General features: G+C 70.5%; 21 protein-coding genes. 10 read left to right on the top strand and 11 right to left on the bottom strand.

Annotation, left to right across the window (positions count from 1 at the left end; all coding sequences use genetic code 11):
• Positions 1–65 precede the first annotated feature (65 nt).
• Both J2S57_RS03725 and J2S57_RS03720 read right to left on the bottom strand, forming a co-directional pair.
• On the bottom strand, positions 66–626 hold the full coding sequence (locus J2S57_RS03725) for a hypothetical protein (RefSeq protein WP_307238304.1): 561 nt from the start codon (positions 624–626) through the stop codon (positions 66–68).
• Positions 623–1,162, bottom strand: coding sequence for a hypothetical protein (locus J2S57_RS03720; RefSeq protein ID WP_307238303.1), 540 nt, complete (start codon positions 1,160–1,162; stop codon positions 623–625). Before J2S57_RS03720 ends, J2S57_RS03725 begins: the two co-directional genes overlap by 4 nt.
• A 205-nt stretch (positions 1,163–1,367) precedes the next feature.
• On the opposite strand from J2S57_RS03720, the gene J2S57_RS03715 reads away from it, so the two are divergent.
• Entirely contained in the window at positions 1,368–3,170 is a 1,803-nt protein-coding gene (locus J2S57_RS03715) for a sialidase family protein (RefSeq protein WP_307238301.1), read from the top strand.
• Here the strand turns inward: J2S57_RS03715 and J2S57_RS03710 are convergent.
• The 4 genes from J2S57_RS03710 to J2S57_RS03695 form a co-directional block, all read right to left on the bottom strand.
• Positions 3,132–3,752, bottom strand: a complete 621-nt coding sequence (locus J2S57_RS03710) for a hypothetical protein (RefSeq protein ID WP_307238299.1) — start codon at positions 3,750–3,752, stop codon at positions 3,132–3,134. The genes J2S57_RS03715 and J2S57_RS03710 overlap by 39 nt on opposite strands.
• A gap of 197 nt (positions 3,753–3,949) precedes the next feature.
• The gene (locus J2S57_RS03705; RefSeq protein ID WP_307238297.1) at positions 3,950–4,528 is read right to left on the bottom strand and encodes a hypothetical protein; all 579 of its coding nucleotides are present in this window, start codon (positions 4,526–4,528) and stop codon (positions 3,950–3,952) included.
• The gene (locus tag J2S57_RS03700; protein WP_307238294.1) at positions 4,525–5,031 is read right to left on the bottom strand and encodes a hypothetical protein; all 507 of its coding nucleotides are present in this window, start codon (positions 5,029–5,031) and stop codon (positions 4,525–4,527) included. The genes J2S57_RS03705 and J2S57_RS03700 overlap by 4 nt, the downstream gene beginning before the upstream one ends.
• The gene (locus J2S57_RS03695) at positions 5,028–5,621 is read right to left on the bottom strand and encodes a hypothetical protein (RefSeq protein ID WP_307238292.1); all 594 of its coding nucleotides are present in this window, start codon (positions 5,619–5,621) and stop codon (positions 5,028–5,030) included. Before J2S57_RS03695 ends, J2S57_RS03700 begins: the two co-directional genes overlap by 4 nt.
• A gap of 228 nt (positions 5,622–5,849) precedes the next feature.
• On the opposite strand from J2S57_RS03695, the gene J2S57_RS03690 reads away from it, so the two are divergent.
• Positions 5,850–6,614, top strand: a complete 765-nt coding sequence (locus J2S57_RS03690) for an SAM-dependent methyltransferase (RefSeq protein WP_370882561.1) — start codon at positions 5,850–5,852, stop codon at positions 6,612–6,614.
• Positions 6,615–6,847: 233 nt separating this feature from the next.
• Here the strand turns inward: J2S57_RS03690 and J2S57_RS03685 are convergent, their stop codons facing one another.
• Positions 6,848–9,169, bottom strand: a complete 2,322-nt coding sequence (locus tag J2S57_RS03685; RefSeq protein WP_307238287.1) for an acyltransferase family protein — start codon at positions 9,167–9,169, stop codon at positions 6,848–6,850.
• 363 nt (positions 9,170–9,532) lie between these two features.
• Between J2S57_RS03685 and J2S57_RS03680 the strand changes: the two genes are divergently transcribed.
• Positions 9,533–10,507 (top strand): aldo/keto reductase, encoded by a 975-nt coding sequence (locus J2S57_RS03680; RefSeq protein ID WP_307238285.1) that lies wholly within the window; start codon positions 9,533–9,535, stop codon positions 10,505–10,507.
• Here the strand turns inward: J2S57_RS03680 and J2S57_RS03675 are convergent.
• Positions 10,500–11,495, bottom strand: a complete 996-nt coding sequence (locus J2S57_RS03675; RefSeq protein ID WP_307238283.1) for an alpha/beta hydrolase — start codon at positions 11,493–11,495, stop codon at positions 10,500–10,502. The two genes, J2S57_RS03680 and J2S57_RS03675, sit on opposite strands and share 8 nt — an antisense overlap.
• 33 nt (positions 11,496–11,528) lie before the next feature.
• Between J2S57_RS03675 and J2S57_RS03670 the strand changes: the two genes are divergently transcribed.
• Positions 11,529–13,127 carry a sensor histidine kinase gene (locus J2S57_RS03670; RefSeq protein WP_307238281.1) on the top strand — a complete coding sequence of 533 codons (1,599 nt, stop codon included), beginning with the start codon at positions 11,529–11,531 and terminating at the stop codon, positions 13,125–13,127.
• Between the two features lie 23 nt (positions 13,128–13,150).
• The gene (locus tag J2S57_RS03665; protein ID WP_307250987.1) at positions 13,151–13,834 is read left to right on the top strand and encodes a DNA alkylation repair protein; all 684 of its coding nucleotides are present in this window, start codon (positions 13,151–13,153) and stop codon (positions 13,832–13,834) included.
• 54 nt (positions 13,835–13,888) lie between these two features.
• On the opposite strand, the gene J2S57_RS03660 is transcribed toward J2S57_RS03665, so the two are convergent.
• Positions 13,889–14,821 (bottom strand): AraC family transcriptional regulator, encoded by a 933-nt coding sequence (locus tag J2S57_RS03660; protein WP_307238279.1) that lies wholly within the window; start codon positions 14,819–14,821, stop codon positions 13,889–13,891.
• 107 nt (positions 14,822–14,928) lie between these two features.
• On the opposite strand from J2S57_RS03660, the gene J2S57_RS03655 reads away from it, so the two are divergent.
• Positions 14,929–15,747 carry an alpha/beta fold hydrolase gene (locus J2S57_RS03655; RefSeq protein ID WP_307238277.1) on the top strand — a complete coding sequence of 273 codons (819 nt, stop codon included), beginning with the start codon at positions 14,929–14,931 and terminating at the stop codon, positions 15,745–15,747.
• A gap of 198 nt (positions 15,748–15,945) precedes the next feature.
• Here the strand turns inward: J2S57_RS03655 and J2S57_RS03650 are convergent, their stop codons facing one another.
• Complete coding sequence (locus tag J2S57_RS03650; protein ID WP_307238275.1) at positions 15,946–18,819, bottom strand: methyl-accepting chemotaxis protein; 2,874 nt, start codon at positions 18,817–18,819, stop codon at positions 15,946–15,948.
• 92 nt (positions 18,820–18,911) lie between these two features.
• Here J2S57_RS03650 and J2S57_RS03645 point away from each other — a divergent pair, with 92 nt between their 5' ends.
• The 4 genes from J2S57_RS03645 to J2S57_RS03630 all read left to right on the top strand — a co-directional run bounded on the left by J2S57_RS03645 (position 18,912) and on the right by J2S57_RS03630 (position 21,944).
• Positions 18,912–19,460 (top strand): flavin reductase family protein, encoded by a 549-nt coding sequence (locus J2S57_RS03645; protein ID WP_307238273.1) that lies wholly within the window; start codon positions 18,912–18,914, stop codon positions 19,458–19,460.
• Positions 19,461–19,545: 85 nt separating this feature from the next.
• Positions 19,546–19,944: a superoxide dismutase, Ni gene (sodN, locus tag J2S57_RS03640; RefSeq protein WP_307238271.1), complete on the top strand. Its 399-nt coding sequence runs from the start codon at positions 19,546–19,548 to the stop codon at positions 19,942–19,944.
• 90 nt (positions 19,945–20,034) lie between these two features.
• Entirely contained in the window at positions 20,035–21,375 is a 1,341-nt protein-coding gene (locus J2S57_RS03635; RefSeq protein ID WP_307238268.1) for an FAD-dependent oxidoreductase, read from the top strand.
• Positions 21,372–21,944, top strand: coding sequence for a hypothetical protein (locus tag J2S57_RS03630; RefSeq protein ID WP_307238266.1), 573 nt, complete (start codon positions 21,372–21,374; stop codon positions 21,942–21,944). The genes J2S57_RS03635 and J2S57_RS03630 overlap by 4 nt, the downstream gene beginning before the upstream one ends.
• A 263-nt stretch (positions 21,945–22,207) precedes the next feature.
• On the opposite strand, the gene J2S57_RS03625 is transcribed toward J2S57_RS03630, so the two are convergent.
• Entirely contained in the window at positions 22,208–24,037 is a 1,830-nt protein-coding gene (locus J2S57_RS03625) for a glycosyl hydrolase family 28-related protein (RefSeq protein WP_307238264.1), read from the bottom strand.
• Positions 24,038–24,091: the final 54 nt, after the last annotated feature.

Here is a 24,091-nt window from a genome sequence, read left to right as displayed (position 1 = left end):
CCACCTCCGCGCTCGCGAGCCCCGCCGCCGGCCGATCCCGCCCGCCCGGCGGGCGACGGCTCAGGTCAGGCTGAGACGATCGGGCCGCGCAGGCGGTGCAGCCGCACTGCGATCAGGCCCTCCGCCATGGCCCAGCCGCTCAGCACGTGCGGGCGGATGCCCGACTCGACCGGCTCGTAGCCGAGGTGCGCCGTCGCGTGCGTCATTTCGCTCGGGCTCGTGGTGTAGAGGTGATCCCCGGAACCCGGGTGCCGTGCGACGAGCAGGGGCACGGCGCCGGGCGGGGCGGGGCGGCCGGCGGGAACCGGCAGCACGAACGGTGAGTCCAGGCGGGTCTCGTCGCGGAAGCCCAGGTCGCGCACGGCCCTGGCCGCCTCGGGGGCACTCGTCGCGAAGAGCTGGGCGTGCGTGGTGGGGTGGTAGAGCCGGAACAGGGGCACGGTGGCGAAGCCCACGTGCAGCAGGGGCCGGGTGAAGACGAAAATGCTGGAGGACGCGTCGGTCTCGTCGACGTATCCGGCCGCCAGCCGGGCGCGCTTCTCGGTCGGGTTCGTGGTGTAGAAGTGCGGGCCGGACGGCGACGGGGCGGCCAGGAGGCCCAGCAGGGTGCGGCGGGTGACGGTCATCGGGGCTCCCTCAGGCGCAGTCGCTGAACGGGTGCGGACGTGGACTTCGGCTTCTCGGAAAGCAGGTAGGGCGTGGGGTACTGGGCCTGCGGCTCCCATCCGTGCCGGCGGGCGTCGAGGGCCACCGCCTCGTCGATCGTGAACAGGTGGCGATTCACCGAGGCGTTCCACAGACGCTGCAACGGTTTCGAGTTCGGGGGAGCGTCGGCCGGATCGGTCACGCAGTAGACCCACAGCGAGCTCTCGGCGACGTAGGTCAGGCGGCTCCTCAGCAGCTCGGCCTCGGCGGCACCGGCCGTGAAGAAGTCGTTGCGCCCCTCGCGCAGGTGGTGCAGGCGGATCGTGCGGTTGCCGGCGTGGAACGTCGAGCGCGTGAACACCCAGGCCCGGCTGCTGCGGGGCTCGGCCCGGGCCGCCTCCACGCCCAGTCCGGTGGCGGCGACCAGCCCGGCGGCCGCTCCGAGTCCGAGCGTGGTGCGCCGCGTGACCCCCGGTCGATGGATGAACGTGGGGCGGTGGATGAATGAGGCAGACATGATCCCCCTGAGCACGTGGGTGCTGAAGTGCGCTTCGCACGCCACCTTTTGACGACAGGGACGACCTTCGCACGTACTCGCAGGTCACTTCGAGGTCCACGCCGCTCGCCGAAGCCGCTCACTGAAGCCGCTCACCGGAGCCACTCACCGAAGGGGCGACGGGAATGCCTCGTGCGTTCGGCGGGGAATGGGTAACGTCGGGCGGATGGTCGATCAGAGCGAACCATCGGCGATTCTCGGCCGCCTGCTGACGCTGGAACTGTATTCGCACCAGGGGGTGGAACGGGCGGACGACGGCCGCGTGCAGGCGTGGTGCGACACCCGCGACGGTGGGTTCGCCGCGAGACAGAGCCGGGCGGACAGGCGTCCATCATGGGTGGCAGGTGCGTTGAGGCAATGGCCCGCGGTGCGCTTCACCAGTGCGAATGCCGCGGTGGAGCTGTGCTTTCTGGACATCGCGCACGACGACGCGCTGAACCCGGACGACGGTGACTTCCGGATCCTGCTGGTCGGGCGCAATCGCAGCATGGCCACCACCGACCCCCTGAACAAGTTCCTGCGCAAGGGCGACGCGTACGCGATCTACCTGGAACGGCTCGGCGACGCCTCGATGGGCACGAAGTTCCTCGCGCGTGACCGGGGCCGCGACCGGGCGCTGCGCACGCACGCGGAGACCACGGCCACGAACATCGGCGCGGTGCACCTGTATGAGCTGGCGCTCGACGGCGACCAGTTGCGGGCCGCGATCGACGGCGACTTCTCCCGCGGGTTCTCCGGCGTGGACGACACGTATGCGGGGACCGTGGCGAACGCCGATCCGCTGCGCCTGGGCGGGATCAACGCGGGTGTCGACCTTTTCGCCGTTCTCGTGATCAAAGGTGAGGCGACCGCGCAACAGCTCGACGACGTCCGCACGTATCTGATCGAGCAGTACGACATCCCGTCGACACCTCCGGCCGTGGTGCCGGCGAGTGACGAGCAGACCGCGGTGATCTCGGTGAATACCGGCGGGCGCGCACGCATTCCGGCCGTGGTGCGGTGTGACGACGACAGTCTGGTCATCTTCGCCGAGCACCGCTGGAACGGCGATGCCGACGCGGGCCACATCGGCACGGTGGCCCGGCGTTCCACCGACGGCGGGATCAGCTGGGGGCCGCAGTTCTTCGTGGCCGACGACGGCGTGAACACCCTGGGTAACCCGGTGCCGATCGTCGACCGCTCGACCGGGCGGCTGCACCTGCTGCTCACCGGGAACCGCGCCACGGACACCGAGAAGGAGATCAACGAGGGGACGTCCGAGGACACCCGCCGCGTCTACCGCACCTTCTCGGACGATCACGGGGTGACCTGGGCTCCCGTCGCCGAGATCACCTCGTCGGTCAAGGATCCGGCATGGCGCTGGTACGCGACCGGCCCGGGGGGTGCCGAGCAGCTCGCCGGTGGCCGTCTTCTGGTGCCCTGCAACCACTTCGATCCGGCGCTGTCGACCTGGCGGGCACACGTGATCTATTCGGACGACCACGGCGAGACCTGGCGGATCGGAGGCCTGATCGAGACCGACCGCACCAACGAGATCCAGACCGCCCAGCTGCCCGACGGCACCCTGGTCGCGCACATCCGCTGGAACATCGACAACAACCCGCCGGGCTTCAAGTACTGGGCCACCAGCACCGACGAAGGCCTGACCTGGACGCCCGCCACCCGCAACTACAGCCTGCCGTCCACGCCGGTGCAGGACGACATCCTCGTGCTGCCCGACGGGCGTCTGGTCGCGACCAACCACCAGGACTTCACCGGGCGCTACAACCTGGCGATCAACGTGTCACCCGACGTGGGCCGCACCTGGCCCGCGTACACGATCATCCGGGTCGGTGCGGTGGGCAACGGCGCGGCGTACTCGGACCTGGTGCACGTGGCCGGCCACCGGATCCTGGCGATATGGGAGGCGGGGCGGGAGATCTCGGTGCGGCTATTCGACGTGGTCGAGGTCGAGGACGGTGAGTCGTGACGGTCTTTCGGGGAATCCGAAACGGGTGGCGATGGCGTCTCCGTAGGTCGCGGCGAACTCGTGCGGAAGCACCACCCCCGCAAGGATGGTGGGCCTCAGGTAGTTGCGCCGCGCGTCCGCTATCTGGTCGAGAACCCGCTCGGCGTCACCCTGCGGCGGCAGGCGCAGCACGGTGAGATCGGCGCGCTCGAGCGGCTTGGCGTACTCGTCGAGGTACTGACGGCGGGTGTCGAGCGCGGTCCAGCCCTCGCGGCGCGGGTTGGCCTGGTTGGCCGCGGTCAGGGCGGGGTCAGGGTCTTCGGGCAGCGACAGTTCGTCGAGCCGGCCGATCGCGAGCAGGTGCGGGCTGTAGCCCCGCTCGTCGGCGATGGTGGCGGCGGCCTGCTGGGCGGTCGCCAGCGCCACCGCGAAGGCCTGCCGCAACGAGGCCGAGCGCACGTAGAGGGCGTGGGCAGGTTGCTGCGCCCAGGCCAGGGCGTTCTTGATGAGGGGGTCGGGGGCGGTCGCCGCGAAGGTGGCCCAGGTGTGGGTGTGCCATTCGGGGCCGACGGTGCTGCGCCACCACGAGTTCAGATCCGACATGCGACAGTTCTACCAATGGTGGACGTGGTGGTCGGCCGCCGCTGTCGGCTCACCTTCGCGAGGGGGCGGCTGAGTGGCGGGACGCCGGTGGCCGGCTGGATCGGCCGGGCCGGGGTCGAGCTGCGGGCCCGCGGGTGTCTGACCGGGCGGGAGCGGCGCGGTGGAGCAGCAGGCCGCAGTGGCTGGGATGTTCCGGGTCACTGGCCGTCAGCCTGATCGGGACCGCGGTGCTGGCCGCGATCCTGCTGCTGGTGTTCTGACCTGCTCTGCGACAGGGCTTCGGCCCGTCGGGCCAGCTGGGCCGGGCGGCGCCGGGCCCGCACGAGCAGCACCACGAAACCGGCCGAGAACAGCAGGAGCCACGGTGTCGCCAGGAGGGCCAGCACCACGCTGAACGCGAAGCCGGGCACGACGGTCCAGCCGGCGGCGGCCCGGTCTTCTTCGGCCCGGTGCCTCTGCCACGTCACCAGCCGATGGGCGGCGGCGCCGATGCGGGGGTCGGCCGGGGCCGGGCCGGAACGGGCTGCTCGCAGAGCCTTTTTCAGCTCGTCCGGGGTGTCCAGCTCAGCGACGGCGGCGGCCCGGCGGGTGGCCTCGGCGGTGAGCGACCCGGCCAGCAGTCCCAGGATCACACCGGTGGCCACGCCGACCAGGACTCGTGGAGCGGCCGGGCCCGGGGCGACCGCCGGCAGGAACGCGTAGACCAGGCCCCCGGCGCCGATCCCGCCGAGGACGGCGGGGATCCAGCGGGGCGTGGTGACGAGGCCGGGGATCACGCCGGGTGCTCCAGGGTGTGGACACGCCGGGCCAGACGGCCGGGCAGGAGCCAGGTCTCGAGCAGGCTGACGGCGAACAGGGCCGCGGCCGCCCACCACCACGGCGACGAGATGATCGCCAGCACCGCGTAGACCGGGAAGCCCACGCCGGACACCAGCAGCGAAACCGAGCGCTGCGACTCGAAACGGCTCAGACGCCAGGCGGCCAGTCGGAGCGCGGCCTGGCGCACCCGCGGATCGGTGGGGACGGGGCCGCGTCGGCTCGCGTGGATGGCCCGGCCCAGGTCGTGGCCGTTGACGATCCCGGCCACGGCGACGGCCTCGTGGTTGGTGTCGGCGACGAGACGGCCGAGAACCAGGCCGAGGAGAACACCGGCCGGGACGGCCACGGCTTCCCGGCCGGGGGCCGCGGAGTGCAGCACGACGGCGACGACGATCGTGGAGAAGGCGCCGAGGCCCAGGGCGAGGGCCCACCAGGGGAGGGTGAGGAGGCGGGTTCTCACGCCGTGGGCCGGTGCCGGTCGGTGGGAGTGTCGTCGAGAGGCTCTCCTTGGGAGGCCTTTTCGTCGGGGTTCTCGGCCAGGGCCATGACGCGGTCGGCGGCCCGTTCGCGGCGCAGGCAGAACACCGGGAGACCGACTGCGAGGAGGGCGAGAAGAATGAGCCAGCGCGGGGAATCGATGACGGCGAGGGTGAGGAAGACCAGGGCCGCGCCCCCCATGAAGACGAGGCTCTGCCCGCGCTGCCCCTCGAGGTCGGCCATCTGCGGGACGGCCAGGTCGTGCGCCTTCCGGCGCAGGCGGGGATCGCGCGGGACCTCCCGGCCGTAGGCGGCGCGGATCACCTCGTCGCGCTCGGACGCGTCGAGCTGGTCGAGCCCGGCGGACTCGAAGGCACGGCGGTTGGCGTCGGCGATGAACCGGCCGAAGATCAGGCCGGCCAGGACGGCCGTGACCACCCCGGAGAGCACCAGGCCGAGCGTGGTTCGCTCGGGGGTGATGACCTTCTGGATGGCAGGGGTGGCAAGGCCGAAGAAGAGTGCTGAGATCAGTGCGTGTACCCACCACGGGGCGGTGAACAGCCGTGTCCGCATACCGAAGATCATCCGCGAGGTGAGACGGCGTCGCATGTCCAGATTCAGGGGCTTTCACGGTGCTGCTCCGACGGTCGCGGTCGATACCCTGAACCGGCACGGAAGCGACAAAGACGCCGGGTGCCCGTCCTGGCGCGGAACGGGAGGGTAACCGTGAGCGAGTCAAGTGCCGGGTCGGAGACAGATGCCGGGAGCGAGCGCCTCACCACGCCGCACCCCGACCATCTCGTGCCCAACTCCGCGCGGATGTACGACTACTGGCTCGGCGGCAAGGACAACTACGCCGCCGACCGTGAGCTGGCCGAGCTCTTTCTGCAGAAGATCCCCTCGATGCGCGAGATGGCCCGGGCCAACCGCGATTTCGTCACGCGGGTCACGCACTACCTGGCCGATCAGGGGGTGCGGCAGTTCATCGACATCGGCACCGGCATCCCGACCAGTCCCAACCTGCACGAGACCGCCCAGGCCGTGGCGCCCGACACGCACGTGGTCTACGCCGACAACGACCAGGTCGTGCTCGCCCACGCCCGGGCGCTGATGATCAGCAACGAGGTCGGCCAGGTCGCCTACATCGACGCCGACGTGCGCGAGCCCGAGCAGTTCCTCGGCAGTGCCGACCTGAAGGAACAGCTCGACCTCGACCGTCCCGTCGCGCTCATGCTCATCGCCGTGCTGATGCTGATCGACGATTCCGAGGGCATCCACGAGTCGGTCGCGCAGCTGCGCGACGCCCTGCCCTCCGGCAGCTACATCGCGATCACACACCCCACGGCCGATTTCGACCCGCCGGTGGTGGCCGAGGTGGCCGGCGCCGCCCGCGCCTCGGGCATGACCTTCGTGCCGCGCTCGCACGACGAGGTCGCCGCGTTCCTGGGCGACTGGGAACTCGTCGAGTCCGGTCTGGTGCCGGTGAAGGCCTGGCCCCGGCCCGCCGGTGACGATGCCGACGCGAAGTCGGCCTGGTACTGGGCCGGGGTGGCCCGCAAGCCGTAGCCCGTCCGCGCTGGAACCGGTCCGCCCGGGTTGGCCACCGGAGCGCGGGCCGGTGACGTGCGCCCTTGCTCACGCCCGAGAACGGGCCGGGTGCGGGGGCAGAGCGGCCAAGATCGGTGGAAGCGGTCGGTCCATCGGCGAACAGCTGCCGGGGTTCGTGAACGGTGCCGCTACCAGAACGACAGAGGCTGCCGCGTCCGGGGGGACGCGGCAGCCTCTGTTCGTCGGAGACCTCAGGGAGTGGCGGTCACCTGGGGCCGGGAACCCGTGGCCGCCTCGGCATCGACCGCGGCACCTGAGCCGTTCGAAGTGCCTGAGCCGTTCGCAGCACCCGAGCCGTTCGCAGCACCGGTGCCGTTCAAGGATCCGGTGCCGTTCGAGGATCCGGTGCCCGACGCGTCCTCACGTTCGCCCGTGCCGTTCGCACCGCTCGAGGGGCGGGGCGCGCGGGGGGTGACCGGCGCGTCCGCCATCGGGGTCGGGGCGATCGCGCCCACGTCACCCAGCATCCACTTACGGATCTTGTAGCCCTCGAGCGCCGGGGCCATCTGCTCCTGCAGGAACGGTGCCAGGGTGCGGGCGTAGGTGGCGGTGAGGTGGTGGTCGTCGCGGTACATGAGCATGTTGCCCATGACGGCCGGGCAGCGCTTGTCGGCGCAGAGCTTGTTGTTCAGGTCGACGACCGGGGTCTGCGTCTTCTCGGCCGCGGCCTTCACGATGCCGGCGTTGCGCAGCGCGTAGGGCCGCGAGCGCGAGCACTCCATCAGGTTCTTCAGGTTGAGGCTGACGCAGTCGGGCATGTTGCGCAGCATGCGGGGGGTCTCGGCGATCGTGACCACCGGGATGCCCGCGCGCTTCATCTGGCGCAGCCGCACGTCGAGACCGCGCACCATCTCCGCGCGGTTGTCGTCCCCCTTGAGACCCACGCCGTTCCTGATCGTGGCGTAGTTCTCGAGCTGGGTGGTGACGAGCAGGTTCGGGCGCTGCTTCTGCACCTCTTGCAGCACCGCCTGGTTCCACATCACGCACGACGTGTAGACGTTGCCGGGCGACTGGAACCGCTGGATGTCGGAGAACGCGCAGCCCGCCTTGGTGATCGACGTGAGCTGCCAGTGGTGTTCCTTGGCGATCGGGATGAGCGCGGGGATCCACTGGCCCATCTTCGAGTCGCCCACCGCGATCACCCGCGGCCCCTCGCCGTTGACCCGGAAGTCGAACACGCACGGGTTCGGCGTCGAGTCGGCGTAGTTGCCCGGGCAGTCGCGGTCGTAGATCTCACCGTTGTCGGCCCCGGCCTCCTCCGGGCGGGGGGCCAGCGCGCTGGCGACCTTCTGCAGCTTGATCGTGGCGGCGGCTCCCTGGGCGTTCACCGGGTCTTTCACCGAGCGGGCCACGGTGAGCGCGTGACCGGTGCCCGCGCCGACGAGCACCAGGATCAGGCCGGTGGCGATGCCGAACTTGGCCGGGGCCAGGAACCTGACCTTGCGGGCGGGCTGCTCGACCAGGAAGTACGTGGCCGTGGCGAGCGCGATGCCGGCCGCGACGATGTACCAGCCCTCGGCCGTGGTCAGCACCCCGTCGCGCTCGGCGAAGATCACCAGCGGCCAGTGCCAGAGGTAGAGCGAGTAGGAGATGTCGCCGAGCCAGGTCATCGGCTTGAGCGAGAGCACCGCCCCGGCGCTGTTCGGGTGGGCGCCGAAACCGAGCACCAGCAGCGTGCACACGACGACCAGGCCGGTCATCGGGCCGGGCCACATGGTGGCGGGCTTGACCACGAACAGCAGCGCGAGGATGCCGGCCAGGCCGACCCAGCTGAGCAGACCGGTCCAGCGCGGCGGGTTGGCGGCGAAGCGCTGGTGCCGGGAGCTGGCCATGACCACGGCGGCGAGCGCGCCGGCGGCGAGCTCCCACACCCGGGTCTGGGTGGTGAAGTAGGTCTGCGCGTCGTAGGTGGCCAGCGCCAGCGCGAACGAGCCGGCCGTGACCAGGGCGATGACCGCGATGGCGACCTTGCGGGTGCGCGCCAGGAGCACGAGGCTCATGAGCAGCGGCCAGACCACGTAGAACTGCTCTTCGATCGACAACGACCAGTAGTGCTGCAGCGGGCTCGCCGCGGCACCTTCTGCCAGGTAGTCGACCGACTCGGCGGCCAGACGCCAGTTGACCACATAGGCACTGGCGGCGATGGCGTCGGAGCCGATGCTGTCCCACCGGCCCGCGGGCAGGTAGAACCGGGTGACGATCAGCGTGACCACCAGCACCAGAGAGCTGGCGGGCAGCAGCCGCTTGGCGCGCCGGGACCAGAACTGGGGCAGTGAGATACGGCCGTTGCGGTCGTGCTCGCGCACCAGCAGGCCGGTGATCAGGAAGCCCGACAGGACGAAGAACACGTCGACACCGATGAAGCCGCCCTCGGGGCCCAGACCGGTGTGGTACAGCAGCACGGTGAGGACAGCCACGGCCCTCAGACCCTGGATGTCGTTGCGGTGGGACGACGCGGGGGTCGTCTTGACGCGCCCGGCTGCTGGGGGCGCGTCGACAGGAGCTTGCTTCACGCCCTCATAGAAGCTCAAGAGACAAGACCGAATGACCGTTTTCGGCTTTTTCGCCCGAACTTTTTACGTCACACGGGCTAATGCTTGAATCCGCATGCAACTCGGTGTGCGTCGTGCATAATCTGCGGCCGCAAAAGCCGTTCATGATCAGCCTTCTCGTTGTCCGGCGGAGGGTGACCGCCGGGACACCTCGCGTTCATTTGCCGTTCATTCCGCTACGGTGCGTCGGATCGGCGCTACAAAACAGTGCTCCCAGCCTCCCACGCCGAGGCCCTCATCGCCTACTCCTGCGGCGGGTGTCACCCCGCGTAGGCTCCAGGGGTTGGACGTTTCGGCAGTTCGGGGTGAAGGAGCCGTTCGAACATGGAATACACGCGTCTGGGCCGGTCCGGGCTCAAGGTCAGCCGGATCTCGCTGGGCTGTATGAGCTTCGGTGATCCGTCGGAACCGGGGGCCGGGTGGCCCCTTCGGGAGGACGAGGCGCTGCCGTTCTACCGGCAGGCCCTCGACCTGGGCATCACGTTCTGGGACACGGCGAACGTCTATCACGGCGGCACGTCCGAGGAGATCACCGGCCGGGCCCTGCGGAAGTTCAGCCGGCGCGAGGACATCGTGCTGGCCACCAAGGTGTTCTTCCCGGTCGGCGAGGGGCCGGGCGGGGCCGGGCTGTCGCGCCGGGCGATCCTCGAGCAGATCGACGCGTCGCTCACCCGCCTCGGCGTCGACTACGTGGACCTCTACCAGATCCACCGCTTCGACCCGGCCACGCCGGTCGAGGAGACGATGGAGGCACTGCACGACGTGGTGAAGGCCGGCAAGGTGCGCTACCTCGGCGCCTCGTCGATGTGGGCCTGGCAGTTCGCGAAGCTGCAGCACACCGCCGAGATCCACGGCTGGACGACGTTCGTCTCGATGCAGAACCAGTACAGCCTGCTGCAGCGCGAGGAGGAACGGGAGATGTTCGGCCTGCTCGCCGACCAGGGCGTGGGCAGCATCCCGTGGAGCCCGCTGGCCAAGGGCTGGCTCGCGCGGCCCTGGAACACGCAGACCGCGCGCACCGGCACCGACGACCTGACCCGGCGCTACAGCCCCGAGACCGAGCACAAGGCCATCGTCGAGGCGGTCGAGCAGGTCGCCGCGGCGCGCGGTGTGCCGATGGCCCAGGTGGCTCTGGCCTGGCAGTTCGCCAACCCCTCGGTGACGGCACCGATCGTGGGGGCGTCGAAGGAACACCATCTCCAGGACGCGTCGGCAGCCGTCGGCCTGAAGCTCACCGAGGAGGAGGTCGGGATCCTGGAGCGGCCCTACACGCCGCGCCTGCCCAGCGGTTTCAGCTGATCCCCGGCTGCTCGTGGGTCTGAGCCCCCGTCCGCAGGGCCGGGTGCCGGTCGAGCCAGTCCGCGACCACGTCGTACGCCTTCACCCGCACGTCGGGCAGCGACAGGAAGACGTCGTGACGCGCGTCCTCGATCGGCACCACCGTGGTCTCGCCGCCCAGGCAGCCCGCCCAGCGGGCGATCTGCCGGACGTCGAGCACCCCGTCGGCCCGGTCGCTGGCCTCGCTGTAGACGGGGGTGAAGTCGGACTTGTCGGAGCGCAGCACCAGTGACGGCACGCCGATGTCGAGGCCCCGGTGCAGCCGGGCGTGACCCCGGCGGATCGCGTTGAGCCAGCCCGCGGTGGCCGGGAAACCGTTGAGCGGCTTCAGCGCCAGGTCGAAGTCCCACTCGCCGGTGCCGCTGATGTGCAGCGTGCCGCCGTAGGGGCTCGGGCCGACCGCGAAGACCCGCAGCGGGCTGGTCTTCGCGACCGCCCGGATCAGCCAGGTGCCCGGGCCCCGCACCCAGGGCCGGCCCTGCATGTCGAACCACGGGCTGTTCAGGACCAGGCCCTTGACCTGCGGTGGACGACGGCGGTGCAGGTACAGGGGAAGGATGAGCCCGCCGGTCGAGTGGGCGACCAGGGTGACGGGGGTGCCCGGGTGCTCCTGCGCGATCAGCGCCAGTGACTGGTCGAGCTCGACGTCGTACCGGCTGAGATCGGCCGCGTAGTGAGCGGTCTGACCGGGCACCCGGGCCCGGCCGCACTTGCGCAGGTCGAGGGCGTGGAAGGCGAAGCCCCGCTCGGTGAAGAAGTCGGCCATCGCGGTCTGGAAGAAGTAGTCCGAGAAACCGTGCACGTAGAGCACGGCCCCCCTGACCTCGGCCGGAGGCGTGCGGCGCACCAGCACCGCCGTCACCCGGCCCTCCCCGTCGGGGTCGGGGCCGAGCTCGAGGGTGCGCCGCTCGTAGCCGTCGCCGAGGAGATCTTCGGTCCAGGTGCTCATCCGCGGATCCCGCTTTCCGTAGCCTGGGGGTCGATGGGACTTCTCAGGGAAAAAGTAGCCACCACCACCCGGGTCGTGCGCAAGGTGGGGTGGATTCGTGTCGCCTCCGAAACAACCCTGACCCTCTTGTGTGCCTTCACCGAGCTCGTGCTCTGCGCCGCCTACGCGCTCGAGGACGGCAGCCTGGCCACCCTCGCGGTGTACGCCCTGGCCGGTGCACTCGTCACCCTGGTGATCGTGCCGCTGCGATGGCTGCGCCCGATGACGGCCCTCGGGCTCGGCGCGGCCCTGTCGATGATCCACTTCGGCACCGGCTTCACCCTCATCGCGCTCGCGGCCGGCGCGGGCTACCGGGCCCGGCGCACCCGGGCCGTGCTCGGCGGATTCGGGTTCGTGCTGGTCACGATGACGATCGGGGCAATCGCGCGCACGGATCAGGGCCTGCTGTTCGGGATCCTGATCGGCGCGATGCTGTTCTGCCTGACCGCGGTCGCGCCCGCCGCCGTCGCCGCGATGGTGGCCCAGAGACGTCTGCTCGTGATGACGATGAGCCGGCGCAACGAGGAGCTGCACCGTGAGCGCGAGCTCGTCGCCGACCAGGCCCAGACCCGTGAGCGCATCCGCATCGCCGCCGAGCTGCACGACTCGCTGGGCCATCGGCTCACGCTGATGTCGCTCTACACGGGCGGACTGGCGCAGTCCATGGTGCCCGCGGGGGCGACCACGACGTCCACCGTCACCACCACCCCACAGGTCACCGAGGCACTCACCCTGCTGCGCGACACCTCCGCGCAGGCCATGGGGGAGCTGCGGCAGATCCTGCGGATCCTGCACCAGGACGGGCAGTCGTCGAGCCGGACCCTGAGCGAGGTGGACGAGACGGTCGCCGCGGCCCGGGGCACGGGCACGCTGATCGAGCTGGAACGCCTCGGAGACGTGCGGCCCCTGGGGTTGCTGGCCGAGCACGCCGGGTTCCGGGTGGTGCAGGAGGGGCTCACGAACGCGCTGAAGTACGCGGGCGGGGCGCCGGTGCGGGTCGAGATCCGGTACGAGGACGACGCGTTGTTCGTGGAGGTGCGCAACCGGCCCGGGCGCTTCTCGAACGGGCCGAGCACCGGCAAGGGGCTGCACGGGCTGCGGGAACGGGTGCGGCTGGCGGGCGGGGTGCTGTCGCACGGGGTTCTCGACGACGGTGGCTTCCGGCTCGGGGCGATGCTGCCGTACGAGTCGGAGGTGCCCGAGACCCGTTCTCCCGCGGGCGGTTTTCCCCGGGAGCTCCGGAGCAGCTCGCGTCGTCAGCGGCTGGGGCTGATCGCGGTGATCGGAGCGGTGTCGATGGCGCTGGTGACGGGGGTGGGGGCGTACCTCACCGCGGGGTCGCCGGATCCGGTGCCGCAGAACGTGTTCAACTCGTTCCGGCCCGGTGACGACGAGGTCCGCGCGCGGGAGCTGCTGCCGGTCACCTCGCTGGAGTCCCGTACCGCCGACGACGGGTCGTTCTGTGAGACGTACCTGGCCGACCTGTACGTGCAGCCGGAGAACGGGGGAGAGGTGCGCTACGAGGTCTGTTTCAAAGACGGTGCGGTGAGCGGTAAACGGGTGCTGCAGCCGAGGGGGGCGTCGTCGGAGTGAGGCCTTCGCCGAGCGTGACCGAGATGGTTGCGGCCGTCGAGGCGGCCGGATCGCCTGAGGACGCGTCGGTCAAGGCGCGTTACTTCCAGGCCTTCCCGGGTGGTTACGGGGAAGGGGACGAGTTCGCCGGGGTGAGCGTGCCGGCGATCCGTGCGCTGGTGCGGCGTTTCCGTTCGGCCGCAACGGTTTCCGATGCGGTCGAGCTGCTGCAGCACCGGTACAACGAGGTGCGGCTGCTGGGTGGGCTGCTGCTGGTCGAGCTCTACCGCACCGAGCCCGAGGCCGCGATGCGCGCCACGCTCGACAACCGGCACCGGCTGAACAACTGGAACCTGGTCGACGCGGTGGTGCGGGACACGATCGGGGCCTGGCTGCTGGCCCACCCCTCGCGTCGAACCGTGCTCGACGAGCTCGTGGTGTCGGAGAACCTCTGGGACCGGCGCATCGCCCTGATCTCCACGTTCGCCCTGCTGCGCGCCGGTGAGCACGACGACACGCTGCGCCTTTGCGCGGCGGTGCTCGACGACCGGCACGACCTGATCCACAAGGCGGCGGGCTGGATGCTGCGCGAGGTCGGGCAGCGCGACCGGGCCGTGCTCGACGGGTTCCTGGAGCGGTACGCCGCGCGGATGCCCCGCACGATGCTGAGTTACGCGATCGAGAAGCACACCCCGGCCGAGCGCACACGGCTACGGGCGAAACGGTGAAACGGACTTGCGCGATCGTCCGGAGTTCTTGCGGGCTAGTACGTGATGCTTCAATTACATGGCGGGTTCGGCCAGCTTCCGGCGGGCCCGGTAGGCGCCCGGGGCGATGCCGTGGATGCGCTTGAAGGCGTGGCTGAACGACGACTCGGTGGAGTAGCCCAGTGAGTGCGACAGGGCGGCGATCGTGGCGTCGCTCTCGCGCAGGGCCCGCTCGGCCAGGTGCATGCGCCAGTGCGTGAGATAGGTCAGCGGGGGCATGCCGGCGGCCTCGCGGAAGCGCTCGGCGAATGTGGTGCGCGACATCGCGACGGTGCGGGCCAGGTCTTCGAGGGTCCAGTTGCGCTGCGGGTCGGCCTGCATCTCGTGCACCGCCGGGGCCAGGCTCGGGGTGGCCAGCACCCGCAGCCAGCTCGGCGGCGCGCCGGTGGGGTCGGCCAGGTAGCCGCGCAGCACCTCGACGAACAGCAGACTCGCGTACTGCCGGGCGGCGAAGTCGGAACCGCCCTGCTGGTGCTGCATCTCGGCCAGAAGCCGGTCGAGCAGCCAGTGCAGGGTGCCCGCCTGGCCGTCGGTCGCCCGGATGTGGGTGACCGGCTCGAGGGCGGCCAGCAGCAGCTCCTCGCCGGTGCGGTCGAGGGCGATGTGGCAGCCCACCACGGCGACGTCGGGCGTGGGGCCGAGGTTCACGGTGCTGCCGCCGTGGAACCGGAACAGGGCCTCGCCGTCGCTGGGGTCCAGGTCGGGGGCGCTGGACATGACCTGCCAGAGGTCGCCGTGCACCACCGCGACGTCGCCCTCGGCCAGCCGGATCCGGCGATCGGCCCCGGGCACCCGCAGCCAGAACTCGCCGCGGGCGGGCGCGACGAGCATGAGCGGGGCGTGGGCGCGCAGGCTGAGCGACCACGGCGCCTGGGCCATGATCGCCCGGGCCAGGACGCACCGGGCGTCGATCATCGACAGGGCTGCGGACAGAGGGTCACCGGGCACCCACGTACTCTCGCGCAAGTTCCCCGGACTGTCGAACAAGGGACATAGCGACCACGGGTGGCAGGCTGGTGGAGTCCCCCGACGGCACGTCAGAAAGCATGAGGCTCATGCCCACGATCACCACTCCCGACGGCGTTGAGCTCTACTACACCGAGCACGGCACCGGGCAGCCCGTCGTCTTCAGCCACGGCTGGCCGCTGAACTCCGACGCCTGGGCGCTCGAGCTCAAGGTCTTCGCCGACGCCGGTTTCCGCGCGATCGCCCACGACCGCCGTGGTCACGGGCGTTCCGGTGTGACCACCACGGGCAACGACATCGACACCTACGCCAAGGACCTGGCCGCGCTGATCGAGACCCTCGACCTGCGTGACGTCATCGTCGTCGGCCACTCCACCGGTGGTGGCGAGGTCGTCCGCTACGCCGCGCAGTACGCCGCCGGCCGGGTCTCCAAGGTCGCGACCATCGGCGCCGTCCCGCCGGTCATGGTGGCCAAGGACTCCAACCCCGACGGTGTGCCGATCGAGGTCTTCGACGGCATCCGCTCGAACGTGCTGGCCGACCGCTCGCAGTTCTGGAAGGACCTGGCCGAGAGCTTCTTCGGCGCCAACCACGGCCGTCCGGTGTCGCAGGGCGCCAAGGACGACTTCTGGCGCATGGGCATGACCGCCGACCTGGTCTCCGCCTACGACTGCGTGAAGGCGTTCTCCGAGACCGACTTCACCGAGGACCTCAAGGCCCTCGACGTGCCGATCTTCATCGCGCACGGCGACGACGACCAGATCGTGCCGATCGCCAACGCGGCCGAGAAGTCGATCAAGCTGGTCAAGCAGGGCACGCTGAAGATCTACGAGGGCGCGCCGCACGGCGTGCACGGTGACTGGCAGCTGCAGTGGCACAAGGACCTCCTCGCCTGGATCGCCGGCTGAGGTTCGTGAACTGACGACGGCCGGCGCCTGAACGCGCCGGCCGTCGGGTCGTTCCGGAGGGCACCCGCTTCTGGCCGGCCGATGTCGGGGGCCTCGACGGTGCGCACACCTCGTACGGCTTCTCGGTGCGGGAGGCGGCCGCGTTGCCGTCGATCTCGCCGGACCGTGCCGATCAGATGATTCAGGCCCGAAGAAGCGTCAGCGCCCGGCGCTCTCGGGGGTGCCGGGGTCGGCCGGGCCCGGGTCAGGGTCGGTGGGTTCCGGGTCGGGGGTGGGGGCCGGAGGCAGGTCGAGGCCCGGGCCGGAGACGTCTTCGAGGTCGTCGATCAGGCGGATGATGTCGGCGACCAGCACCTGCTGGCTGCGCACCAGTTCGGCTGCGGTCCCGACGTTCTCGCGGGCCTTGCCGACCGTGCTGCTGACCCGCCCGAGCGAGGACTCACCGCGGCGCGACGCCTCGTACCCGTGGTTGATCTCGAGCTTCACGTCCTCGACGAGCCGGGTGATCTCCATGGCGGCCTGGCTGGCGCGGTCGGCCAGACGCCGCACCTCCTCGGTCACCACCGCCAGGCTGTCACGGGACACCTGGTCGCGGCCCAGTTCGACGGACATGGTGAAGGCCGCGGCGTTGGACTGGCGGGCCAGGTCGGCCAGGATCGAGGAGACCTCGCCGATGTGGTTGGACGTGCGCTGGATCCCCGACAGGGCGTTGAGGGACGCGGGGGAGGACATGGTGCCGCTGGTGGCCTCGTCGTGCACCTGGCTGAGCATCATGTCCGAGCGGGTGCAGCGTGAGGCCACGTTGGACGTCACCTCGGCCAGCTTCTGCGCGGCCTCGGACATCGCCCGGCTCTTCAGCTGCAACCGGGTCTGCAGGCTGACGAAACCGCTCACGTCGTAGGCGTACTCGAGCACCCGCAGCGGCTTGCCGTCGACGTCGAGGATGGGGTTGTAGCTGGCCTGCACGTAGACGTCGCGGCCGTACTTGCCCTTGCGCTGGAACCGGCCGGCGATCATCTCGCCCTTGCGCAGGCGCATCCAGAAGTCGCGGTACTCGTCCGAGGTGACGTACTCGCGCGAGCAGAACATGCTGTGCGGCTGGCCGAGCACCTCGTCCTCGACGTAACCCATCGTGCGCAGGAAGTTCTCGTTGGCGGCGAGAACCTTGCCGGCGAGGTCGAACTCGGCCACCGCCTGGGCCCGGTCGATCGCCTCCATCTGCCCGCCCATCTCGACGTTCCGCATCTTCTCGGCGGTCACGTCGACGGCGAACTTCACGATCTTGTACGGATTCCCGTCCGGGTCGAACACCGGGTTGTAGGTCGCGCGGATCCACACCTCGGAGCCGTCGCGCGCGATCCGCCGGTACTCGCCGCTGTGGTACTCGCCCTGCCCGAGCCGGTCCCAGAACGCCTGGTACGCCGGGCCCTCCGCCTCGTCGGGTCGCACCAGCAGACTGTGGTGCCGGCCCACCAGCTCGTGGCGGGCGTAGCCGAGCAGGTCGAGGAAGTTCTGGTTGGCGCCGAGAATCGTTCCCTGGGTGTCGAACTCGACCATCAGCTGGGAGCGGTCGATCGCCGTCATCTTGCCCGCGTAGTCGGCGTTGCGGATCTTCTCGTCGGTGACGTCGAGCGCGTACTTGATCACCTTCCAGGGCCGCCCGTCCGGGTCCATCACCGGGTTGTAGGTCGCCCGCAGCCACACGTCCACGCCGGCCTTGGTGCGCCGCCGGAACTCGCCGGTGACGAACTCGCCCCGGCGCAGCCGCCGCCAGAACTCCTCGTAGGCGACGGTGTCCTCGCCCTCGGCCAGGAACATCCGGTGCTGCTGCCCGACGACCTCGTCCAGGTCGTAGCCCACGATCGTGAGGAAGTTGTCGTTGGCGGTGAGAACGGTTCCGTCGAGACCGAACTCGATCACCGCCTGGGACCGGTCGATCGCGGCGACCTTGCCCTCGAACTCGGCCGTGCGCTTCTTCTCGGCGGTGATGTCCAGGGCGTACTTGATCACCTTCCAGGGGCGGCCGTCCGGGTCGAGCACCGGGCTGTACGCGGCCTGCAGCCAGACGTCGCGGTCGTCGCGGCCCACCCGGTGGAACTCGCCGGAGACGAACTCGCCGTCGCGCAGCCGGGCCCAGAAGTTCTGGTAGTCGGCCGATTCGGCGTAGTCCGGATCGACGAAGATGCGGTGCGGGAACCCGACGACCTCGGAGCGCTCGTAGTCCATGATCTCGAGGAAGTTGTCGTTGACGGCGGTGACGGTGCCGTCGAGGGCGAACTCGATCACCGCCTGCGAGCGGTTGATGGCCGAGACGCGTCCCTCCAGGTCGGTCTGCCGCCGCATCTCACCGTCGATCACCTTGGCGATCAGCACGATCCGCACGATGCTGCCGTCGGCGCCCGGAATCGGCACGTAGTGCCCCCGCAGCCAGACCGGCTCGCCCTGCCGGTCGCGCCGCCGGAACACCCCGCCCACCGCCTGCCCGGCGCAGACCCGTTCCCACAGGTCGAGCAGCACCGGGCTGTCCTGCTCCTCCGGTGAGCACAGCTGGGTGTGCGGGAGCCCGGTGAGCTCACCCTCGGCGTACCCGAAACGCTCCAGGGCCCAGCGGTCGGCCTCGATCACCTCGCCGTCGGTGGTGAACTCGATCTGGAGCGTGCCCTCGGTCAGGGCCTGCAGCTCGGCCTGCCACTCGGCCATCGCGGCGACCGTCTCGCTGAGGTCGCGCAGCACCAGCACGCAACGCCGGCCCAGGTCGGCCCGGTGTGACAGCCGCACGGCGCGCACCGCGTCCGGGGTCTGCAGCGCCAGCGGCCGGTCGCCCGACGACCAGCCCGGCCGCGGCTGGGGTTCGGGCAGCTCGCCCAGGGCGACACCCAGCACCTCCTCGACCGTGCGGCCGGTCAGCTGCTGCGGCTCGACCTCCAGCGCCTGCGCCGTCTGCCAGGTCATCGACACGATCTCCTCGTTGCCGGTGTCGACCACCAGCACCAGGAACCCGGCCATGACCGTATCGACGCACGCGGCCGCCAGCGCCGCCTCGTCCACCTCGAGAACCTCGGCATCCCCCACCCCCGGCATCTCGACAGGTGGGGACCTGCCCTTGACCTCAACCGGAGTTGAGGTCTTAGCGTGTATCTGACGAGTACCGGGAGGCCTGTTCCATGACGTCCGCAACACCCGACCCGCACAGCGAGTCGCTGAACGAGCGCTTCCGGGCCGGTTTCCGACACCACGCCGCCGGAGTCAGCCTGGTGACCTGCGCCACCCCCGACGGGCCGGTCGGGCTCACCGCCTCGAGCGTCGCCTCGGTCAGCGCGAAGCCGCCGATGCTGTCGTTCTCGGTGGCCCGCACCAGCTCGGCCGGCGCCGTGCTGGTCTCGAGCGAGCGCCTCGCCGTCACGATCCTGGGCGAGGACGACGTGCTGGTCGCGGCCGCCTTCGCCAAGCACGGGGCCGAGCGGTTCACCGCCGAGCAGGGCTGGGAGGACGGCGACGGTGGTCTGCCCGTGCTCAAGACCGCCCCGGTCACGATGTGGGGACGCCCCGGGCGGGTCATTCCCGCGGGGGAGGCCTGGCTGGTGCTCGCCGAGATCGACCGGGTCGAGTTCGGCCCGGCCTGCGGCCCGCTGCTCTACCACGACCGCGCCTACCGCTCGCTGCACGAGGTGCCCGTCGTGCTCGACCGTGACGCGGCCCGGCGGCGGGTGTGACCGCGGCCACTCCTGATTGATCTCAACCGAGGTTGAGGTTTTAGCGTCGGTACGCACCCACCCCCGCTCGAGAGGCACACTCACCATGCTGTTCGCCCCCACCCAGGACGTCTCGGCCCACTGCGACCTGCCCTGCGGCGTCTACGACCCGGCGCAGGCCCGGCTCGAGGCGGAGTCGGTGAAGGCCGCGATCACCAAGGCCGCGGCCTCCGACGACGAGGTGTTCAAGGCCCGCGCCCTGAAGGTCAAGGAAGAGCGGTCCGACCTGGTCAAGCACCACCTCTGGGTGCTCTGGACCGACTACTTCAAGCCCCCTCACTTCGAGGCCTACCCGCAGCTGCACCAGCTCTTCAACGACGCGACCAAGCTCGCCGGGGCCGGTGGCACCAAGGGCTCCTGGGACGTGGCGGTCGCCGATGCGCTGCTCGCCAAGATCGACGAGATCGGCTCGATCTTCTGGGAGACCAAGAAGGCCGCGGCCTGATCTAGGCTGACCCGTCGGTCGGGGCGAAACGTGCGTGATCACGGCAAAGCCCCGTCCGGCACCCCCCGCTTCGAATCTGGAGGAAGTCCCTTGCGCCCCATCCGTGTGGCCGTCGTCGGTGCCGGACCGGCCGGCATCTACGCCGCCGACATCCTGACCCGTGAGCACGAGAGCGCCCGCGTCGACGTGTTCGACCGCCTGCCCGCGCCCTACGGTCTGGTGCGCTACGGCGTCGCCCCCGACCACCCGCGGATCAAGGAGATCATCAAGGCCCTGCGCCGCGTGCTCGACGCCGACCGCATCCGGTTCTTCGGCAACGTCGACTACGGCACCGACCTCAAGCTCGACGACCTGAAGCGTCACTACGACGCGGTGATCTTCGCGACCGGGGCGATGGCCGACCGGCAGCTGGCGATCCCGGGGGTGGAGCTCGAGGGCAGCCACGGCGCGGCCGACTTCGTCAGCTGGTACGCCGGGCACCCGGACGTGCCGCGCGAGTGGCCGCTGGACGCGCAGGAGGTCGCGGTGCTGGGCGCCGGCAACGTGGCGCTCGACGTCACCCGGATGCTGGCCAAGCCCGGTGACGAGCAGCTGGTCACCGAGGTCGCCGAGAACGTGCACCGCGGGCTGGTGAACAACAAGGCGCGCACCGTGCACGTGTTCGCCCGGCGCGGTCCGGCGCACATCAAGTTCTCGCCGATGGAGCTGCGCGAGCTGTCGCACTCGCCGAGCGTCGAGGTGCTCGTCGAGGAAGACGGTTTCCAGATCGACGACGCCGGCCAGGCCGCGATCGCCAAGACCAAGTCGGTGCGTCTGGTGGTGGACGGGCTGATGAAGTACCTGGAGGCGGAGGCCGGGCAGAAGCCCCGCAAGATCGTCATCCACATGATGCACAACCCGGTCGAGATCCTCGGTGAGGACGGCAAGGTCGTGGGTCTGCGCACCGAGCGCATGGAGTACGACGGCACCGGCAACGTGCGCGGCACCGGCGAGTTCGTGGACACCCCGGTGCAGGCCGTCTACCGGGCGATCGGCTACCTGTCCACGCCGCTGGCCGACGTGCCGTTCGCGGACGACCGCGGTGTGATCCCGAACGTGGCCGGCCGCGTGCACGAGGACGACGCGCACGTCCCCGGCGTCTACGTCACCGGCTGGATCAAGCGCGGGCCGGTGGGCCTGATCGGGCACACCAAGTCCGACGCCAAGGAGACGGTCGAGAACCTGCTCGCCGACCTCGCCGAGACCGATGCCCCGGACCGTGAGGACATCGTCAACCACCTGGACGACCGCGCCGTGGAGTACACCACGGTGGAGGGCTGGGCCCTGCTGGACGCCCACGAGCAGTCCCTCGGGGAGCCGCACGGCCGTGAGCGCGTCAAGGTGGTGCCGCGCGAGGAAATGATCCGGGTCAGCCGGGGAGCGGTCTCGTGAACTACGAGAACCCCATCGCCACCCTGTTTCCCGGGGCGGCGGGGCGCGCGGTGGCGGAACTCGCCCGCCGCCACGCGCGGGGGGACAGCCTGGTCGACGTACGCTCGGCTGCGACGGCCGCCTCGGTGGTGCCGGAGCAGCTGAAGAAGGTCGCGACCCGGCTGGCCCTGCTGGGGCTCGTCGGCTTCCCGGTCGACGAGAACGTCCGGCTGGTGCGGGAGAACATGATGTGGCCGGCCCTGTCCGAGCTGGACGGGGCCCGGTTCCGCGTAGAGGACCTGCTGCACGACGTGGCGGCGACCTGCCCGCCGGTCACCCGGGTCGCGGTGGCCGGCCCGGTCGCCGCGGGCACGGCCCGGACGTTTCCCGAACGGCTCGACGTGGCGCTGATCGCCCCGCCCGGCGCGGTGCCGGACGAGCAGCTGGAGGACATCGCCGCGCACCTGTCCCGGGCGACGGGCAACGCCTGCCGGGTGATCTGCGTGGAGGATGCCGACGAGGCTCGAAGAGTGCTGCCGGAGCTGGGTTTCCGGGTGCTGAGCTGGCCGCGTCAGGCGGTTCTCAGCTGATCGGGCGGTAGACCCGGCACCTCGAGCAGACGCCCGGTGCGGGTGCTCACCCGGCCGGGCTGGTTGTTGTCCGCGAGGTGGTGCGCCTGCGTCGTCATGCGGACAATCCTGGCGGGACGTGCCGGCCAGAGCGTCGGCCGCGAGTCGGATCAGCGGCTGCGACGAAAGTGCTACGCCCGGCGCCGGAACTGCTGCGGACACCCCATGAGCGCGCCCCCGTTCGGGTCAGGGCCGACCGGGGGCGCGCGTTCAGGGGGAGCGGGTCAGTGCACCGGGTCGGGCCACGCTCCGCAGTAGGGCTGCTCGGAGGTCCAGCCCGAGTTGCCGCCGCCGTCCGTGAGCGTGAAGTCGCTCGAGCAACCGTAGACCGGGTTCTCGGTGCCGACGTTCCTCGCCACGACGTCGGTGAAGGTGGCCGATCCCGGCGCCTGCAGCTGCAGGGCGAACGTGCCGGTGCCGTCGATCGTGACGTCGGTGAGGTGCACCCCGGTCACGCTGCCCTCGACGAAATGGATCGCGGAGTAGGAACTGTCGAGGATCTGCGTGCCGGACACGTTGATCGTGGCGTCGATGCCCTCGTTCAGCCCGTCGAGCCAGAGCGCGCCCACGCCGAACTTCCAGTTGCTGTCCAGGTTTCCGGCGCGCAGCAGGGTGTTGCCGCTGATGTCGAACGTGCCCTGCACCGCGGTGACGCCCGAGACGCCCGGGTAGCGGTTGCCCACGTGGATGCCGCCGCCGTTGACCACGGTGTCGGCCACCAGGTTGCCGGTGACGGAGATGTCCTCACCGCCGTAGATCGCGATGTTGTTCGCGAGAACCGGTGCCACGACGGTGTTGTCGGCGAAGGTGTTGCCCTGGTTGTCGTCGGTCTGCGCCCACATGGCCAGGCCGTCGTCGCCGGTGTTGCGCACGAAGGTGTTGCGCACGCTCGAGTTGGTGACGCCCTGGTGGAAGTTCACGCCGTCGGCCGTGGTGTCGAGGATGCGGCTGTTCTTCAGGGTGAAGTTGTCCATCGGGCCGTCCATCCAGGCGCCGACCTTGGTGTGCTGCATCCAGACGTTGTCGACGACGGAGTCGCTCATCGCACCGCCGATCGCGTTGTCGGGGGAGGTGTCGTCGCGGGCGGTGACCTCGCCGATGATCGCGAAGTCCCTCAAATTCACGTTCTCGCTGGGGCCACCGTCGGGCCCGTACTTTCCGTAGACACCGACGTGCTCACCGGTGAGCACGGTGCGCCAGGGGCCCGCGCCGGCGACGGTCACGTCGTCGACGATCAGGTGGTCGTCGACGCGGAACGTGCCCTCCGGCAGCCAGACCGCCTTGCCCTGCGCCGCCGCGTCGTTCACGGCCTTCTGGATCGCCGCGGTGGCATCGGCCCGGCCGGTCGGGTCGGCGCCGTAGCTGTTCACCACGTCGAGCGACCCGGTGGGGGCCGCGGCGGCGTCGGCGACCAGCTCGAAGTCGGCGAGATCGACCGTGGTGCCCTCGGATCCGGCGACGACCCGGACCTTCGTGCCCTCGGGCAGCGTCTCGCCGAGAAGGGTGCGTGACTCGTCGTAGAAGTGGTGCGCGTCGCCGTCGCCCGGGGTGTTCGTGAACGGGTAGGTGCCGTAGTACCAGCCGTAGCGCGAAGTCAGGGGCAGGTCAGCGACTTTCGAGCCCTCGACCTGGATCTCGGCCGACTCGTCGCGCCCGGTGCCGGCCTCGCTGTCGGGCAGGCTGTAGCGCAGCACCAGGGCGTTCGCGGCGGCAGGCAGCGTGAACTCGACGTGCTGGCCGGCGTCGAGGGTCACGGCCCGGCGGCCCGACGCCTCCGACGGCAGTTCGCCGTAGGTGCGGTCGGGGCCGATCAGGGTGCCGTTCGTGGCGGCGTCCTCGGCCTCGATCTCCTGGAACGGCACGTCGGCGCCCCGGTCGGCAACGCCCAGCGGCGGCGCGGTTTCGGTGCTCCCGACGGTGGACGGGGTGGTCGCCCCGGGGGTGTCGTCCTCGGCGGCCGTCGCGCTCACGGTGGCCACACCGGCGCTGAGCAGGCCGGCGGCGGCGAGGGCGGCGGCCGCGATGACCGGGCCGCGTTGACGGGTGCGTTTCATGATGGGCATTCCTCACGTCAGGGCGCCCGACTGTACAGATTCCCGAAAGTTATG

Origin of the sequence: Kineosporia succinea (assembly GCF_030811555.1) — a bacterium.
GTDB classification, from domain to species: Bacteria; Actinomycetota; Actinomycetes; order Actinomycetales; family Kineosporiaceae; genus Kineosporia; species Kineosporia succinea.
This window is presented reverse-complemented; position numbering and strand designations above follow the sequence as displayed.

Bases quoted from the DNA above. Each gene is read 5' to 3' on its own strand.
- J2S57_RS03715 (WP_307238301.1), top strand. From the start codon at position 1,368: ATGGTCGATCAGAGCGAACCATCGGCGATTCTCGGCCGCCTGCTGACG.
- J2S57_RS03725 (WP_307238304.1), bottom strand. From the start codon at position 626: ATGACCGTCACCCGCCGCACCCTGCTGGGCCTCCTGGCCGCCCCGTCG.
- J2S57_RS03625 (WP_307238264.1), bottom strand. From the start codon at position 24,037: ATGAAACGCACCCGTCAACGCGGCCCGGTCATCGCGGCCGCCGCCCTC.
- J2S57_RS03695 (WP_307238292.1), bottom strand. From the start codon at position 5,621: ATGCGGACACGGCTGTTCACCGCCCCGTGGTGGGTACACGCACTGATC.
- sodN (WP_307238271.1), top strand. From the start codon at position 19,546: ATGCTGTTCGCCCCCACCCAGGACGTCTCGGCCCACTGCGACCTGCCC.
- J2S57_RS03645 (WP_307238273.1), top strand. From the start codon at position 18,912: ATGACGTCCGCAACACCCGACCCGCACAGCGAGTCGCTGAACGAGCGC.
- J2S57_RS03710 (WP_307238299.1), bottom strand. From the start codon at position 3,752: ATGTCGGATCTGAACTCGTGGTGGCGCAGCACCGTCGGCCCCGAATGG.
- J2S57_RS03670 (WP_307238281.1), top strand. From the start codon at position 11,529: ATGGGACTTCTCAGGGAAAAAGTAGCCACCACCACCCGGGTCGTGCGC.
- J2S57_RS03720 (WP_307238303.1), bottom strand. From the start codon at position 1,162: ATGTCTGCCTCATTCATCCACCGCCCCACGTTCATCCATCGACCGGGG.
- J2S57_RS03665 (WP_307250987.1), top strand. From the start codon at position 13,151: ATGGTTGCGGCCGTCGAGGCGGCCGGATCGCCTGAGGACGCGTCGGTC.
- J2S57_RS03680 (WP_307238285.1), top strand. From the start codon at position 9,533: ATGGAATACACGCGTCTGGGCCGGTCCGGGCTCAAGGTCAGCCGGATC.
- J2S57_RS03655 (WP_307238277.1), top strand. From the start codon at position 14,929: ATGCCCACGATCACCACTCCCGACGGCGTTGAGCTCTACTACACCGAG.
- J2S57_RS03675 (WP_307238283.1), bottom strand. From the start codon at position 11,495: ATGAGCACCTGGACCGAAGATCTCCTCGGCGACGGCTACGAGCGGCGC.